General features: G+C 50.5%; 13 protein-coding genes. 11 read left to right on the top strand and 2 right to left on the bottom strand.

Translation table 11 applies throughout. The features are described from left to right. The first annotated feature begins 97 nt into the window (after window positions 1–97). The 5 genes from pqqB (at window position 98) to ACED36_RS05635 (ending at window position 5387) form a co-directional block, all read left to right on the top strand. Window positions 98–1018: a pyrroloquinoline quinone biosynthesis protein PqqB gene (gene pqqB / locus ACED36_RS05655; RefSeq protein WP_017005726.1), complete on the top strand. Its 921-nt coding sequence runs from the start codon at window positions 98–100 to the stop codon at window positions 1016–1018. A 52-nt stretch (window positions 1019–1070) separates the two neighbouring features. Then, entirely contained in the window at window positions 1071–1847 is a 777-nt protein-coding gene (gene pqqC / locus ACED36_RS05650) for a pyrroloquinoline-quinone synthase PqqC (protein WP_017005724.1), read from the top strand. A gap of 107 nt (window positions 1848–1954) precedes the next feature. Then, the gene (gene pqqD / locus ACED36_RS05645) at window positions 1955–2221 is read left to right on the top strand and encodes a pyrroloquinoline quinone biosynthesis peptide chaperone PqqD (RefSeq protein ID WP_016959075.1); all 267 of its coding nucleotides are present in this window, start codon (window positions 1955–1957) and stop codon (window positions 2219–2221) included. Further along, window positions 2193–3323 (top strand): pyrroloquinoline quinone biosynthesis protein PqqE, encoded by a 1131-nt coding sequence (gene pqqE, locus ACED36_RS05640; protein WP_017005260.1) that lies wholly within the window; start codon window positions 2193–2195, stop codon window positions 3321–3323. Before pqqD ends, pqqE begins: the two co-directional genes overlap by 29 nt. Before the next feature lie 21 nt (window positions 3324–3344). Beyond that, window positions 3345–5387, top strand: coding sequence for an insulinase family protein (locus tag ACED36_RS05635; protein WP_371732914.1), 2043 nt, complete (start codon window positions 3345–3347; stop codon window positions 5385–5387). Between the two features lie 39 nt (window positions 5388–5426). On the opposite strand, the gene ACED36_RS05630 is transcribed toward ACED36_RS05635, so the two are convergent. Further along, window positions 5427–6095 (bottom strand): response regulator transcription factor, encoded by a 669-nt coding sequence (locus ACED36_RS05630; RefSeq protein ID WP_016959072.1) that lies wholly within the window; start codon window positions 6093–6095, stop codon window positions 5427–5429. Window positions 6096–6465: 370 nt separating this feature from the next. Between ACED36_RS05630 and nosP the strand changes: the two genes are divergently transcribed. From nosP to ACED36_RS05600, 6 genes are all read left to right on the top strand, one after another. Further along, complete coding sequence (gene nosP / locus ACED36_RS05625; protein WP_017005258.1) at window positions 6466–7683, top strand: nitric oxide-sensing protein NosP; 1218 nt, start codon at window positions 6466–6468, stop codon at window positions 7681–7683. A 1-nt stretch (window position 7684) separates the two neighbouring features. Further along, on the top strand, window positions 7685–10324 hold the full coding sequence (locus ACED36_RS05620; protein ID WP_371732913.1) for a NahK/ErcS family hybrid sensor histidine kinase/response regulator: 2640 nt from the start codon (window positions 7685–7687) through the stop codon (window positions 10322–10324). A gap of 82 nt (window positions 10325–10406) precedes the next feature. Then, window positions 10407–10637 (top strand): hypothetical protein, encoded by a 231-nt coding sequence (locus ACED36_RS05615; protein WP_016959069.1) that lies wholly within the window; start codon window positions 10407–10409, stop codon window positions 10635–10637. Window positions 10638–10888: 251 nt separating this feature from the next. Continuing rightward, the gene (locus tag ACED36_RS05610; protein ID WP_371732912.1) at window positions 10889–12712 is read left to right on the top strand and encodes an assimilatory sulfite reductase (NADPH) flavoprotein subunit; all 1824 of its coding nucleotides are present in this window, start codon (window positions 10889–10891) and stop codon (window positions 12710–12712) included. Beyond that, window positions 12712–14430: an assimilatory sulfite reductase (NADPH) hemoprotein subunit gene (cysI, locus tag ACED36_RS05605; protein ID WP_371732911.1), complete on the top strand. Its 1719-nt coding sequence runs from the start codon at window positions 12712–12714 to the stop codon at window positions 14428–14430. The genes ACED36_RS05610 and cysI overlap by 1 nt, the downstream gene beginning before the upstream one ends. Beyond that, window positions 14423–15184, top strand: coding sequence for a phosphoadenylyl-sulfate reductase (locus tag ACED36_RS05600; protein ID WP_016959066.1), 762 nt, complete (start codon window positions 14423–14425; stop codon window positions 15182–15184). Before cysI ends, ACED36_RS05600 begins: the two co-directional genes overlap by 8 nt. 124 nt (window positions 15185–15308) lie before the next feature. On the opposite strand, the gene ACED36_RS05595 is transcribed toward ACED36_RS05600, so the two are convergent. Then, window positions 15309–15467, bottom strand: a complete 159-nt coding sequence (locus tag ACED36_RS05595; protein WP_016959065.1) for a hypothetical protein — start codon at window positions 15465–15467, stop codon at window positions 15309–15311. Window positions 15468–15529 lie beyond the last annotated feature (62 nt).

The raw sequence follows: 15529 nt of genomic DNA, 5'->3' as shown, positions 1-15529 counted from the left end.
TCGGGATGCATCCCTTTTTTTATGTTCGTAAAAACGTTCGTAAAAGATGGTTCGAAAAATACCGATAATAAAATACAGACAGCAAAGGAGTGCGTTGATGCAGATTGTGGTTTTGGGTTCTGCCGCAGGAGGCGGTTTTCCTCAATGGAATTGTCATTGCCGTATGTGTCAGTCGGTGCGTAACGGCACCAGCCGCGCTTTGCCTCGCACGCAATCTTCCATTGCTGTCAGTGATGACGGTGAAAACTGGGTAGTGATTAACACATCGCCCGATATTCGCCAGCAAATTAATGCCACGCCGCAGCTTGCCAAAGCCGACGGTTCAAGGGGGTCAGCCATTCGCGCGGTGATCGTGACGGATGCGCAAATTGATCACACCACAGGGCTGCTCATCTTGCGTGAAGGCTTACCGCTCGATTTGTACTGCACACCGGAAGTGGAACAAGAACTCAGCTCTAGCTATCCCATTTTGTCGATGATGAAACATTGGGAAGGCGGTTATCGAACCCACACGATCGATGCGCAATCTGCTGATGGCTGGCATATTCCGGCGGTGCCTGCGTTACGTTTTACCCCGATCACGTTAACGTCGAATGCACCGCCATTTTCTCCTTTTCGTCATCGACCGCGTCCCGGTGACAACATCGGTCTAAAAATAACCGATACACGCAGCGGGAAATCGTTGTTCTATGCGCCGGGGTTAGGGGTGAAAGATGATCCAGCTGTGCTTTCAGCGCTAGCCGATGCCGATTGCGTGATGATAGATGGCACCTTGTGGACGGATGATGAAATGATCCGTGAAGGGCTAGGGGAATCCCTTGGCAGCGACATGGGACACTTATCTGTGTCCGGTGAGAACGGCATGTTGGCGCTGCTTGCTGAATACGAGAAGCCGCGCAAAGTGTTGATCCATATTAACAACACTAACCCTATTCTCGACCCTGATTCTAGCGAGCATCAAGCGGTGCTGGATGCCGGTGTCGACATCGCATTTGATGGCATGGAAATGACCGTTTAGGCGTTAAAACACCAGAAATTCGCCACGCAGTATGCGACCCCAAGGAGGGATGATGACGAACACTGCCATGACAACAGCGATGAGCCGAGAAGCATTTAAGGAAGCACTGCTCAGTAAAGGGCAGTACTACCATATTCATCATCCTTTTCACAAAGCCATGTACAGCGGCAATTGCACCAAAGCGCAAATTCGCGCTTGGGTGGCGAACCGTTTTTACTATCAAACCTCCATACCTATTAAAGATGCCGCCATTATGGCCAATTGCCGTGACCCTGACATTCGACGCGAATGGGTACAGCGTATTCTCGATCATGATGGGCATCAGAGCCTTGATTGCAAATGGGGCGGCATTGAAGCCTGGCTTCGATTAGCGGAAGCCGTGGGCTTGGATCGCCAAGATGTGATTGATGAGAAATGGGTGCTACCGGGTGTACGTTTTGCCGTGGATGCCTATGTCAATTTTGCGCGTCGAGCAACATGGCAAGAAGCCGCCTGCTCGTCGTTAACCGAATTGTTTGCACCGGAAATTCATCAATCACGATTGGATTCTTGGCCTACCCATTATGCGTGGATTGATCCCGAGGGGCTGACTTATTTTCGTCAGCGCTTGAGTCAGGCACGTCGCGATGTGGCGCATGGCTTATCCATCACGCTTGATCATTTTCAAACTGCAGAACAGCAAGGCAAGGCGCTGAATATCCTTCAGTTTAAGCTTGATATTCTGTGGTCTTTACTCGATGCCATCAGCATGGCGTATGAATTTGAACGCCCGCCTTATACGGGTATTACCGATAAACCTGTTTGGCATCATGCACTGGATCGTTCATAGCTAAGCGGATCGGAGCAGATCAGAGCTAAGCAGAGAATAGCGGAATTGTTCATAAACAAAGCGTTCGTAAAAGCCGAAGACGACCTAACATCAAGGAGTGACAGTGTGTGAGTGATGAGCCGAAGTACCAGCGAAATGCCATGTTTCGTATGCAGTTTGAAAAAGCACAGGATTGCCATGTGCTGCTGTTTCCAGAAGGCATGGTGAAGCTCAGTGAAAGCGCCGCAGAAATTTTGACGCAGTTTGATTCGCCACGATCTGTCTTGGAGGTGATTGCGCAGTTGGAAGAAAAGTTTCCCGGTGTGGATCTGGCGCAAGATGTGAATGAGTTTGTGGAGGTCGCCCGTGACAAAAAATGGCTCGAGAACTGTTAATCCGCCGCTTTGGTTACTGGCAGAGCTGACCTATCGCTGTCCGCTTCACTGTGCGTATTGTTCTAACCCGCTGAATCTTGGTGACGCAGCCGATGAGCTTTCTACCGAAGAGTGGTATCGCGTTTTAGATCAAGGTCGCGAGCTGGGGGCGGTGCAACTTGGGTTCTCCGGTGGAGAGCCTTTGCTGCGTAAAGATTTGGAATTGCTGGTCGCACACGCGCATCAACTGGGTTATTACACCAACCTCATTACTTCAGCCGTTGGCCTCAACGAAAAACGCATTGAAGCGCTGAAGATCGCAGGGTTGGATCATATTCAGATCAGCTTTCAATCTGCCGATCCCGATTTGAGCGATGCCATTGCGGGCAAGCGTCATGCCTTCGCCCACAAAAAAGCCATGTTCAATTCTGTGAAAGCGCACGGCTTTCCAATGGTGATGAACGTGGTGATCACAAGGCAAAATATCGAGTCGATTGAAGCCATTATGGCGCTGGCGATTGAACTCAACGCAGATTTTGTTGAACTGGCGACCTCCCAATACTATGGCTGGGCGCTGCACAATCGCGATGCCTTGCTGCCCTCACGCACTCAAATCGAACAAGCTGAAGCCAAAGTAAACGCACTGCGTGACACGCAACAAGGGGTCGGACCCAAGTTTATTTTCGTCACGCCGGATTATCACGAGAGCCGCCCTAAGCCTTGTATGAGTGGCTGGGGGAACATATTCATGAACATTGCCCCGGATGGTTTGGCTCTGCCGTGCCACAGCGCGGCTATGCTCGATTTACCTCATCCAAACGTGAAAGATCACTCGCTTTCGCACATTTGGCATGACTCAGAAAGCTTTAATCACTTCCGCGGATTTGACTGGATGCAGGAACCTTGCCGAAGCTGTAATGAGAAGGAAAAGGATTTTGGTGGTTGTCGATGTCAGGCGATGTTGCTGACAGGGGACCCTGCCAAAGCCGATCCAGTTTGCAGCAAGTCTCCCGATCACCATGTGATCGAAGAGGCGGTGGCAAAGGCAAATCAAGGCTGTCACAGCACAGCATTGGCGAGAACCATTAAAAATAGCCAACTGATTTTGTCTGTCAAACCTTGAGCATCTTGATGAGGGAAGTCTATGGCGAAATCACATCCTGCCGCGCCGGATTGGCTATTGTTGCCGCCCAACGAGCAGCAATTGGAAACAGGGTGGGTGGGTTATCGCCATGTGAGTGGAGCGCTGCACTGGCATCATGCCTCGTCGGAAGAATCACGCTTAAGTGCGGCGATTGTTCTCCCCACGCCCGTTAATGATGACAGTGGGATCACCCATGCGTTAGAACACATGGTGTTGCGTGGTTCCATGCGCTATCCCGAACCCGAAACCTTTCTTTCCCTTCGCAGTGAGCTGGCTTTGCTCGAATTCAATGCCAGCACCCAAAAAGAGACCACCCGTTTTCACCTGTCAGGGTATGACCCGAATTCAGTACTGCGCGGCATAGGCTTTTTTGCGGACAGCATTTTGTCGCCGCAGCTGACGCAAGAAGATTTTGATCAGGAAATCGTTCGTCAGCATGACAGTGGGTACGACGGCGCGATGTATCGTGAAATTGGCGAATACATGCGTCATCAAAGCTTTCGAGCGTCTACGGTGCAAGCGGTGAATAGTGACCTGCGAGCGGCGCTGTATGGTGGGATGCCCGATACGATTCCCAAATTAGATATCGGCATGCTTCGTCGCTATCACAGCCATTATTATCGTCCTGACAACATGCTGCTACTGACCTCAGGTTCTTGGCCGATGGTGGCGTTATGGCGGCAAATGTCCAAAGCGCTTAACAATGTGGGAGAGCCTTTGCCAGTATCAATGGAAATCCCGAATATATTCGCGGACATTCCACTTGAGAAAGACGGCGATCGAATTGAAACCTTGCCGTTTTCTTCACATTGGGCGGCGGCGCTATATCCGACGCTGAATGCGCTTAAGAGCCAGAAACAGTTGAAAGCCTTAGGGGCGGAACTGCTGCCGTTGACCAGTGATTTTCAACCTGTGCCCGCGCTGCGATGTCGCGTGTCGGCGCAATGTGACAAGCATGCCCTTGAACGTCATATTGATGATTGCTGCATTCGTCTTTCTTCACGTCGTGCGATGTGGCAAACCGGTTGTTTCACGCTGCAACAGGGCAGAAACATGGTGAATCGATGGGGGAATGGGTTGCAGCGTTTGTATCACGAATTTTCAGAAACCCCATTTGCACCACCGTGTTTACAAGCAGACGTCTGCGATTCTTTGCTGCAACAAGACCCGAAAGAGAATACACCGCATCGTCATGGCGAATGGCTTTCTCCTTGCCCGCCGCTGACTCGCATGGCGATTTTGTGTCGCAGCAATGTGCGTGATGCAGAAACGCGTAGCAGCTTGGAACGCTGGCTTGTGCTTTGTCAGCAGCGCACGCTCAGATGGGCATGGATGAAAGGTAAGCCCATGCTTGGCTCGATGAGGGAGTGGCATTGTGCCAATGCGTTGGTGCTGGGCTATACCGTGGATTTGCCTGAAAGAGACGTCGTCGCACTGCGCCATTTCTGGCATCAAACACTGAGTGCAGATGAGATCAGTGCCGTCGATGGCGAGTGGCAGCATACGCCGCAAGGCATTGTGTTTTGCTGTGCGGGCAGTGTTCCTGTGGTTCGCACAGGGGCTATCATGGCCAGTCACCGAGATGACGAGACGGCGATGCATGTGACGTTGTCTTTCCCTCATACGACCGAAGCAGGCGCCATGGCAGCGCTTGGGCAAGCGGTAATGGCATCCTCATTGGTGCAAAAGCGTCGATTAGGTGGGCGTTGTTACAGCGTTGCGGTATCGCTGGATTTAATGAGCTACGAATTGACCTTTGATACCGTGGCCGATAGCGATCCGAGTGTCAGTTTCATTGCGCTGCTAAATGCGTTTGAAACCCTTTCTTTACCCTTAGGTGAAATTGGTTTTGAACAAGCATGCCGCGGTGGATTGGGTCTGGTATCGGCGCGTTACAACAAATCTCATGCCCGATTTCATCGTGCTTTGCTTAACACAGTAGGGCGAAGCGTCGCGCTGGATTTCTCTGTGGTGACCCCAACAAATCTCGCCCAACTGGCAACCAAAGTGCTTTATGCGTTAAAGCACCCAACGTTGCATTGAAGCGGGTTCGTCCGGTGATCAGAGCGCCTTGCCGATAGATCACCGTTTGAGGTAGCGATCAAAGTCGATATTGGTGACGCCAACAACCGCTTGGATCCGATTGTGCACGCCCAATTTCTTTAAGATCGCTGACACGTGAGATTTAACCGTGGTTTCGGAAATACTCAGCTCGTAAGCGATTTGCTTGTTGGCGGAGCCTTGTGCCATCGATTTTAATACCAACAATTGGCGGCGCGTCAGGGTGTGGAGCATTTCAGGAGAAAACTGCGGGTCGTCTTTGCGACGCGGAGAGCCGTCTTTATCGCTCTCTGCGCGAATGATGTCAGCCGGTAAATACACATGGCCATCAAGGATTTGCTCGAAGGCCTCGCGCATTTTCTCGCGAGAGGCGCTTTTGGCGATGAAACCTACGGCACCATACGCAATGGTCTGCAAGATAATTTGTTTGTTGGTTTCCGCTGAAATAATCGCGATAGGGATGGTGGGGTGTTGATTGCGAAGCTCGAGCAAACCTTTAAGGCCGGCCATGCCAGGCATGTTGAGATCAAGCAAGATAAGATCCAGCTCAGAATGCTCATCCGCCAGCACCAGCGTGCGTTCGATATCTTCTGACTGAAGGATCTCACACTCTTCATAGCGCCCGCGGATCACCGAGATCAGCGCATCACGAAAGAGAGGATGATCGTCAGCAACGAGAAATTTGTACATAACACAATCCCTTCAAGTAGTCGCACCACCATCTTCCCGATAGGGCTTACAACTGTGTATCTGCAAGTTTAAAACGCCAGATTCTGCAGGTTAAAAAAAGCGAAGCCATCATCACGCCATACGCAACGATACGCCTGTCTTTTAGTGTAGAGACCCTGATTCCATTTGTGACCCATGACCTGTCACATTCTTGAAATTTTTGACTCGCACAGTTTGCAAAATTGTAAATATCCTTCGTAAGTATGAGGTTTCAATACCAATACAACGCGTAAACTAATAAGTGATGTATACCTTGTATCTCGAGGTTACTCGGGTATCGAGACACCTAATTTGATCGTGATTCAATTCTGAACGCGACTAGGAGGCCGACATGGCAGCGCTTCAACCATCAGTGCAGCAATCGTCAGTGCAGAAACAGGCAATATTCAGTGCAGCGACTTATCAGCTTGATGCGACCAAGGCGGCGCATGAGCTCGCCCTTCAGCTTGATAACGAAGAGATTGGCTTTGTGCTGTTCTTTTGCTCCTCGGCTTACGATTTGGAGGCGCTGGGCAAAGAGATGAACCATGCGTTCTCGCATTGCGAGGTGATGGGTTGCACGTCGGCGGGGGAAATTACCGAGTCGGGGTATGCCAAAAGCAGTATCAGTGCGCTGGGCTTTTCACGCCGAGATTTTAAAGTGTCTGGGATGCGCGTGCCGTTAGAAGAGTTTGATCTTCATGCGGCGCAGCTTTGTGTCAGCTCGCTCATTGAAGCTTGCCAGCACGATCAAAAAGCGCCGATCAGCAGTAACACTTTCGTACTGACGTTAATTGATGGCCTCTCGCCAAACGAAGAGCGCTTTTTGGTCACGCTCGATACCGCGCTGGGTCGTTTGCCGCATTTTGGTGGCTCGGCAGGCGATGACATCAACCTTGCCAATACTCATGTTTACAGTGAAGGGGCGTTTCATACTGAATCTGCCATTGTGGTGATGTTCAACACCCATTGCCCCTTTGAAGTGTTCACCACTCACCATATTGAAAGCCTTGACAGTAAGCTGGTGGTAACCGAAGCCGATTGTACGGCGCGTCGCGTGTATGAATTTAATGCCGAACCGGCTGCAGAGGTATACGCAAGGGAAGTGGGGATCGCTCTGGAAGATCTGCGCCCTGAGATCTATGCCTTGCACCCGCTGGCGGTGTTGATTGGCGATCAGTATTACGTCCGCTCGATCCAGAAAGTGAATGAAGATCTGAGCCTCGATTTCTATTGTGCGGTGGACGACGGCATTGTGGTCACTGCGATGCGACCGGGCGATCTGTTTGCCGATACACAAACCAAACTGAGCGCGATTGAAGCGCGCATTGGCGAGCTTGAAATGACCTTAGGTTGTGACTGTTTCTTGCGGCGGTTGGAGATCGAACAGGCGCAGATGCGCGATAAAGCCAAAGCCATGTTTGCCCGTTTTCGTCTCATTGGTTTTAACACTTATGGCGAGCAGCTCAATGGTATCCACATGAACCAGACGCTCACAGGGGTGATGATTGGGAAGCCGCCAAAATCAGGCGAACCTTATACGGAAAATGCAGAGCGAAAGGTAGGCTAAATTGAGCGACGAACAACAGACATTGGAACAACAACTGGCTGCTCTAAAAGCCGAAAACGCACGTCAAAAGAAGATGATTGATGCGTTGGTTCGCCGTGTTGAACAGGGCGGAGGTGGCGCGCAGCTTGATGCTTGGGGCGCGTTTCAACATTCTGTTGTGTTGGCAGATCAGGTTCGTGAAAAAACAGATGAGCTTAATCATGCGCTGCAATCGATTGAGTCGGCAAATCGCCAGTTATCGCAGGCTAAATACCAAGCCGAGCAAGCGCATCAGCGTTTTATCGACGCCATAGAATCTATCTCTGATGGTTTTGCCTTGTATGATCCTAATCGCGAGCTTGTCTATTCCAACAGCCATTTCCAACGTTACTGGCGTGATAACGCTATCTCACTCAATACCCCTGCATTGACACCAGAGAAAATTCGTCAGCTGGCGGAAGAGCACGGTTTGATTGTGCGCGAAGTGGATGAAAATCATAACGGGCATACGATAAAACTGCACGACAATCGCTGGTTACAAATCAAAGAACGCGAAACCAGCGATGGCGGCATGGTGATGTTGTATTCCGATATTACCCAACTCAAGTTGGCGGAAACGGCCCGCTTTGAAGCCGCGATGGCAGAAAAAAGCCGCGTGCTGCAAAACATGGTCGATAACCTGTCGCAAGGCGTGCTGATGGTGAGCAAGCAAGGCGGTATCGAGGTCTTTAACCAACGCTTTCTTGCCATGACAGGGTTTACTCAAACCCAACTTAACGGCGCGCACATTGAGGCGTTAACGGCGGCTTCGCCAATGACGTTGTGGCGTATTGGACGCGGTGGGATGCATCCGCCCGAAGGAATACGCGTACAAACCTTGCCGGACGGACGCGTGATTGAAGTGCGCAGTCATGCGATGGAAGATGATGGCTATGTGAATACCTACACCGACATTACGCAGCGCTACCTTGATGCCAAAGAGCTTCGTGAAACCGAACAATGGCTGAGACTTATCACCGATAATGTGCCCGCCCTTATCGCCTATGTTGGAGACGATTTACGCTATCAATTTACAAACCGCGCCTATGACCAATGGTATGGCTTCCCAAGCGGAGAATTGCTTGGGCAGCATATTTCTATTTCACGCAGCCAATCCAAATTTGCCGCACTGAAACCCTATGTTGATCGCGCACTGTCTGGCGAGTCAGTGGTGTTTGAAATTGAAGAATACAACGCCAGTGGAGAGGCTCGCTACGTGGTAAAAAGCTATGTGCCGAACCAGTCATCGAACGGCACTATCACCGGATTGTTTGTTCTCAATTGGGATATCACGGAACGTAGACAAAGTGCGCAACAGTTAGAGTTGGCGTACCAGACGCTGGAAGTACGGGTGCAAGAGCGTACCGCACAGTTGCAGGAACTTAACACCCAGCTTCAGGGTGAAGTGGAAGAGCGTCGGGTGATTCAAGAGCGCTTGCTGGAAACCAAAAAAGAAGCAGAACGCGCTAACTTGTCTAAAACCAAATTCCTTGCCGCAATTAGCCATGATCTGCTGCAGCCACTCAATGCGGCGCAATTGTATCTTGGCTCTTTGCTCAGTCATCGCATGTCGCCCTCTGCACGCAAGCTGGTCAACTCGCTGACCCATTCTTTGGATGATGTGGAATCATTGATCACCACATTGGTGGAAATTTCCAAGCTTGATGCGGGCGTGGTCAGGGCAGATAAACAGTCATTCCCAGTTAGCGATCTACTGGACAATATCGCTCATGACTTTGCTCATGCTGCAGAAGGTAGCCGTGTCGAGGTGCGTTACGTGCCAAGCTCTGCCTGTGTGTACTCTGATTCCCAATTGCTCGCCCGTATTCTTCGCAATCTGATGACCAATGCGCTTCGTTATACTTCGTCGGGTAAAATTCTATTGGGCAGTCGTCGTTGTCGCGATGGGCTACGCATTGAAGTGCTCGATACGGGTGTAGGCATACCGGAAGATAAGAAAAAAGAAATATTTCAAGAGTTTAAGCGCTTGACGTCTGATCATGATCACCTTCATACCCAACTAGGACTTGGCCTTGCCATCGTGGATAAAATTTCCAGCGTACTGGGGCACACAGTGACGGTGGATTCCATACCCGGCGTCGGCTCGCGCTTTTCTGTTCTTGTGCCCTATGGCGCAGCCGAAACACAAAGCCCGCGCAATATTGAAGCTTTGGTGGCGGATGGCGTTGTGGCGCTGCAAGGGGCGCGAGTGTGGGTGGTCGATAACGATCAAAACATTTGTAGTGCGATGGAAGAGTTATTGCAACGCTGGGGCTGTGAAGTGACGACGGCAGGTTCATTGCAAGCGCTGCAAATCAGTTGTGATACGGTGCAATCGCCTGTGGAATTATTGATCGCCGATTATCACCTTGATAACCAGCTGACAGGGTTGGCATTGGCAAAATCACTCAACGCTCAACGACTGCAGCCCGTGCCGACCGTCATTGTGACGGCCAATCGAAGTGAAGAATTACAGCACCACGCGCGCGACTGTGGCTACTTGGTGCTGCATAAGCCCATTTCACCAATGCGCTTGAAAATGACCATGGTGCATCTGCTCAACGGTGATAATGGCGACGGTCTTTCGTTGACGTCGGCATCTACATCGTCTCGAAATCGATAGCACGGCCTGTGGCACATCCAAGTCGGGGCGACTATGCTTTTGAGTATTCTCCTCTGTTTTGGTACGTGAACAGGAAGGCTCAATGACAAAATCAGAACTTCGTTCCCTCTATAGCCAGCAGATGCTGGTGGAAGCCGTCGTCGAACCTTCTTTATCTAGCGATGGATGGATTGTTGAGTTTCGCCATGCCAGAGGCGGCCTTGTGCCACTCACCGATGGCAATGGCTTAGAGCAGTGTTTCGGCGACGTTGATCTTGCCACTGAAAATGCGTTGGATATTGGTTTTCACCAAGTGCGCATCGTCGACATGTAACCTCGTTTTCTCTCGGTAAGTTATCGCGTTGCGTTCACTGCGCTGCATGGCGCTGAATTCGTGTGCCCCTCAAATCCCGCTTTCGCTCTCGCATCAAAACGTCTTGTTTCCTTTCTTCACTCATCCTTGTGCTGCTGTCCACCGCGGGCATGGCGAATACCCATGGTTATAAAACATGCATTTCTATTCTTTCTAGTTATTACGGCGAATAGTTAATCTATGTTCACGAGATAGAAAAGGAATGTCGTGACATGTTACTCAAGGAACTTTCTGCACTGGCAAGCCCGCTTAACGATCAGCAGATCGGCCAACTGCAGCAGACCGTGGCAGAATTATCGCCACAACAGCTGGCCTGGATCAGCGGCTACTTTTGGGGCTTAAGCCAGACGCCTGCAACAGCAGGCAGCAACCCTCAACCCCTTGCGCAGGCGGTTGCCACAGCAGCGAAGCCTGCGGGCAAGCTCACCATCATCTATGCATCGCAAACCGGTAACGCGAAAGGTGTTGCTGAAGCATTGAAAGCGAGCGCGCATGCTGAGGGTGTCGAGGTTGCACTGTTTTCAGCCGATGATTACAAACCCCGTGATTTGGCCAAAGAAACACACCTGATCATCGTCGCATCCACGAACGGTGAAGGCGAGGCGCCTGATAATGCGATTTCACTGCATGAGTTTCTTCAATCGAAGAAGGCACCAAAGCTGGATAACCTGCAATATGCGGTGTTGGGCTTAGGCGATTCAAGCTACGAATTTTTCTGCCAAACCGGTAAAGATTTTGATGCATTCCTGTCAAAGCTTGGCGCAAAAGCCATTATTCCTCGCCTTGATTGCGATGTGGACTACGACGCAGATGCCGATACTTGGCGTGCAGATGTGCTGGGTAAAGTCAAAGAAACGATTGGTGGTGGCGCTGATGAGGTGGTGGTGCCACTGCATGCTGCAACCACAGCCGGCGCAGCATCGGCGTACAATAAGCAAAATCCGTATGCGGCGGAATTGGTCACCAACCAAAAAATTACAGGCCGTGATTCTGGCAAAGATGTTCGCCACATCGAAATTGATTTGGGTGAGTCTGGTTTAACGTATCAGCCGGGTGACGCGCTGGGTATTTATTACAGCAACAGCCCTGAATTGGTTGACGAGATCTTGGCGAAAGTCAGCCTGACTGGCGATGAAAGTGTTGAAGTAGGCGGCGAGTCTTTGTCGCTGCGTAACGCATTGACGGACAAGTTTGAAATCACTGCCGCTAACCCACAACAAGTGGCGGCATATGCAGAACTGTCTGGTAGCAAAAAGCTTCAGAAGCTGGCGGAAGACAAAGACAAGCTTCGCCAATACGCCAACAACACTCAAGTTGTCGATGTGCTGGGTGAGAAGAAAACCAAGCTGTCTGCCGAGCAACTGGCTGGCTTGCTTCGCAAACTCACCCCGCGTTTGTATTCTATTGCTTCAAGCCAAGAAGACGTGGGTGAAGAGGTGCATTTGACGGTGGCTTTGGTGGCATTCCAAAACGGTGACAATACCCGTATTGGCGGCGCATCAGGTTTCTTGGCGCAGCGTGCAGAAGATGCAGAGTCCGTGAAAGTGTTTATTGAACACAACAACAACTTCAAGTTACCTGCCGACGACAACGCCCCTGTGATCATGGTGGGACCAGGAACAGGTATCGCACCTTTCCGCGCCTTCATGCAAGAGCGCGATGTGCGTGGCGCAGAAGGTAAAAACTGGCTGTTCTTTGGTGATCGTACTTTCACCCAAGATTTCCTTTACCAAGTCGAGTGGCAGAAATTCCTCAAAGATGGTTTATTGACCAAAATTGACCTCGCCTTTAGCCGAGATCAAGCCGAGAAAGAATACGTTCAGCATAAAATCCTTGAGCAAGCAGAAGCGGTTTGGCAGTGGCTACAAGAAGGTGCATACCTTTACATCTGTGGCGACGCGACCCACATGGCGAAAGATGTCCATGAAGCATTGATTAACGTTGTCGAGCAGCAAGGCGGCAAGAGCCGAGAAGACGCAGAAGGTTATTTGAATGATCTGCGTAAGGCGAAGCGCTATCAAAAGGATGTGTATTAATGAGTGACAAGCAAGTTGTATTGGGTGAAGAACTTGGCCCATTGGCTGATAACGAGCGCCTGAAAAGAGAAAGTAACTTCCTGCGCGGTACGATTGAAAAAGACTTGGGTGATCGCGTCACGGGTGGATTTACAGCAGATAACTTCCAGCTGATCCGTTTCCATGGCATGTATCAGCAAGATGACCGCGACATTCGCGCTGAGCGTCAAAAGCAAAAACTTGAGCCGCTGCAAAATGTCATGCTGCGTGCCCGTATGCCGGGTGGCATCATCACGCCAACTCAGTGGCTGGCGATTGATCAATTCGCGACTGAACACACTATGTACGGCAGTATTCGCCTGACCACACGTCAGACGTTTCAGTTCCATGGCGTACTAAAGCCGAACATCAAGTTGATGCACCAAACGCTGAACAAAATTGGTATTGATTCCATTGCAACAGCGGGTGATGTGAACCGTAACGTGCTGTGTACCACCAACCCAGTAGAATCAGAGCTTCACCAAGAAGCGTATGAGTGGGCGAAGAAAATCAGTGAGCACTTGCTGCCGAAAACCCGTGCGTATGCGGAGATTTGGTTAGACGGTGAAAAGATTGAAGGGCATCAAGACGAAGAGCCGATTCTGGGTTCTAACTATCTGCCACGTAAATTTAAAACCACGGTTGTTATTCCGCCGCAAAACGACGTGGATGTGCACGCGAACGATCTTAACTTCGTGGCCATTGCTGACAACGGCAAGCTAGTGGGTTTCAACGTATTGGTCGGCGGTGGTCTGGCAATGACCCACGGCGATAACGCGACGTACCCGCGTAAAGCTGACGATTTTGGCTTTGTGCCACTCGATAAAACGCTAGATGTGGCAACCGCCGTGGTCACCACGCAGCGCGATTGGGGTAACCGTTCAAACCGTAAGAACGCGAAAACCAAATACACGCTGGATCGCGTCGGTAGTGACGTATTTAAAGCGGAAGTGGAAAAACGCGCAGGTATCACGTTTGAGGCGGTTCGCCCGTATGAATTTACTGACCGTGGCGATCGCATCGGTTGGGCAGAAGGCATTGACGGTAAACACCACTTAGCGCTGTTTATCGAAAACGGTCGCTTACTGGATTATCCAGGCAAGCCACTGAAATCCGGCGTGGCTGAAATTGCCAAGATCCACAAAGGTGATTTCCGCATGACCGCCAACCAGAACTTGATCATTGCCGGCGTGTCGAAAGCGAACAAAGCGAAGATCGACAAGATTGCGCGTGAATACGGTTTGATTGACGATGGTGTGAGCGAGCAGCGTAAGAACTCTATGGCCTGTGTCGCCTTCCCAACGTGCCCGTTGGCGATGGCTGAAGCCGAGCGTTTCTTGCCACAGTTCGTCACTGACGTTGAAGACATTTTGGAAAAACACGACTTGGAAGATGAGCATATCATCTTGCGTGTCACGGGTTGTCCGAACGGCTGTGGCCGCGCCATGCTGGCTGAAATTGGTTTGGTCGGTAAAGCGCCGGGCCGTTATAACCTGCACTTAGGCGGTAACCGTGAAGGTACCCGTGTGCCTAAAATGTATAAAGAGAACATCACCGATGCGCAAATCCTCGAAGAGATCGACACTTTAGTTGGTCGTTGGGCGACAGAGCGTAACGACGGTGAAGGCTTCGGTGATTTCGTCATTCGTGCTGGCGTGGTTGCAGAAGTGATTGTCTCCAAGAGGGATTTCTATGCCTAAATTTCAACTGTCCGATTTGCTAAGCCGTAACAAAGCTCAGCAAATCTTGGAACTGGCGCCAATTAACGCTGAACTGGAAACCCTGTCAGCACAGGAGCGGGTTCAGTGGGCGTTGGAAAATCTGCAGGGCGAGTTCGCTTTGTCATCAAGCTTTGGCATTCAAGCGGCAGTGATGCTGCACTTGGTGGTCCAAGAAAAACCAGATACCCCCGTGATCTTGACGGACACAGGCTACTTGTTCGCAGAGACGTATCAATTTATTGATGATCTCACTAAGCAGTTGTCATTGGACTTGCGAGTTTATCGCGCTGAGCAAAGCGCTGCTTGGCAAGAAGCGCAATATGGCAAGCTGTGGGAGCAAGGTGTTGACGGCATTCAACAATACAACCGCATCAACAAAGTTGAGCCAATGCGTCGTGCGCTGGATGAACTGAACGTGGGCACTTGGTTCTCGGGTCTTCGCCGTGACCAATCAAGCTCGCGCCAAACGTTGCCTATTCTTGGTATTCAAAATGGCGTGTTCAAGTTCTTGCCCGTGATTGATTGGACTAACAAAGACGTGCATTACTATCTGCAAGAGCACAATTTGCCGTATCACCCATTGTGGGATCAAGGCTATGTCTCAGTCGGTGATGTGCACACTACGCGTAAACTTGAAGAAGGCATGACAGAAGAAGAAACGCGTTTCTTTGGCTTGAAGCGAGAGTGTGGTTTGCATGAAGATCATGTTGGTGGAGATGGCGAGGGGATTTAACTCTTTATTCTTCTACACATAAAAACGCGTAGAGAAATAAAAAGTGACGTTAATAGCGTCACTTTTTTTATGCCCTGTTTCCATACGAATATCTATGCTGAAAATCTAAAGCAAACTCTCATGCCTAGTAATCACGAAAGGTGCTATCGACGTCTTTGTAGCACTGCTCTCTGTCGGCGTTGTTACGAATTTTAGAGCAATCATTTTCCGCCCATGAACGGCCAATATCAGCACTGCAGGCGCTTAAGATGAGCGGTATAACAAGCAGCAGAATCTTCTTCATGGCAGCTTTCTCCGTTTGGTATTCATTGTCGTGTCGTGGGCGTCACTGACGGTCGACTTTTC

Origin of the sequence: Enterovibrio sp. FF113 (assembly GCF_041439165.1) — a bacterium.
GTDB lineage: Bacteria > Pseudomonadota > Gammaproteobacteria > Enterobacterales > Vibrionaceae > Enterovibrio > Enterovibrio norvegicus_A.
Note: the sequence above shows the minus strand (reverse complement) of the source record. Positions and strands in the feature narration are given on the sequence as shown.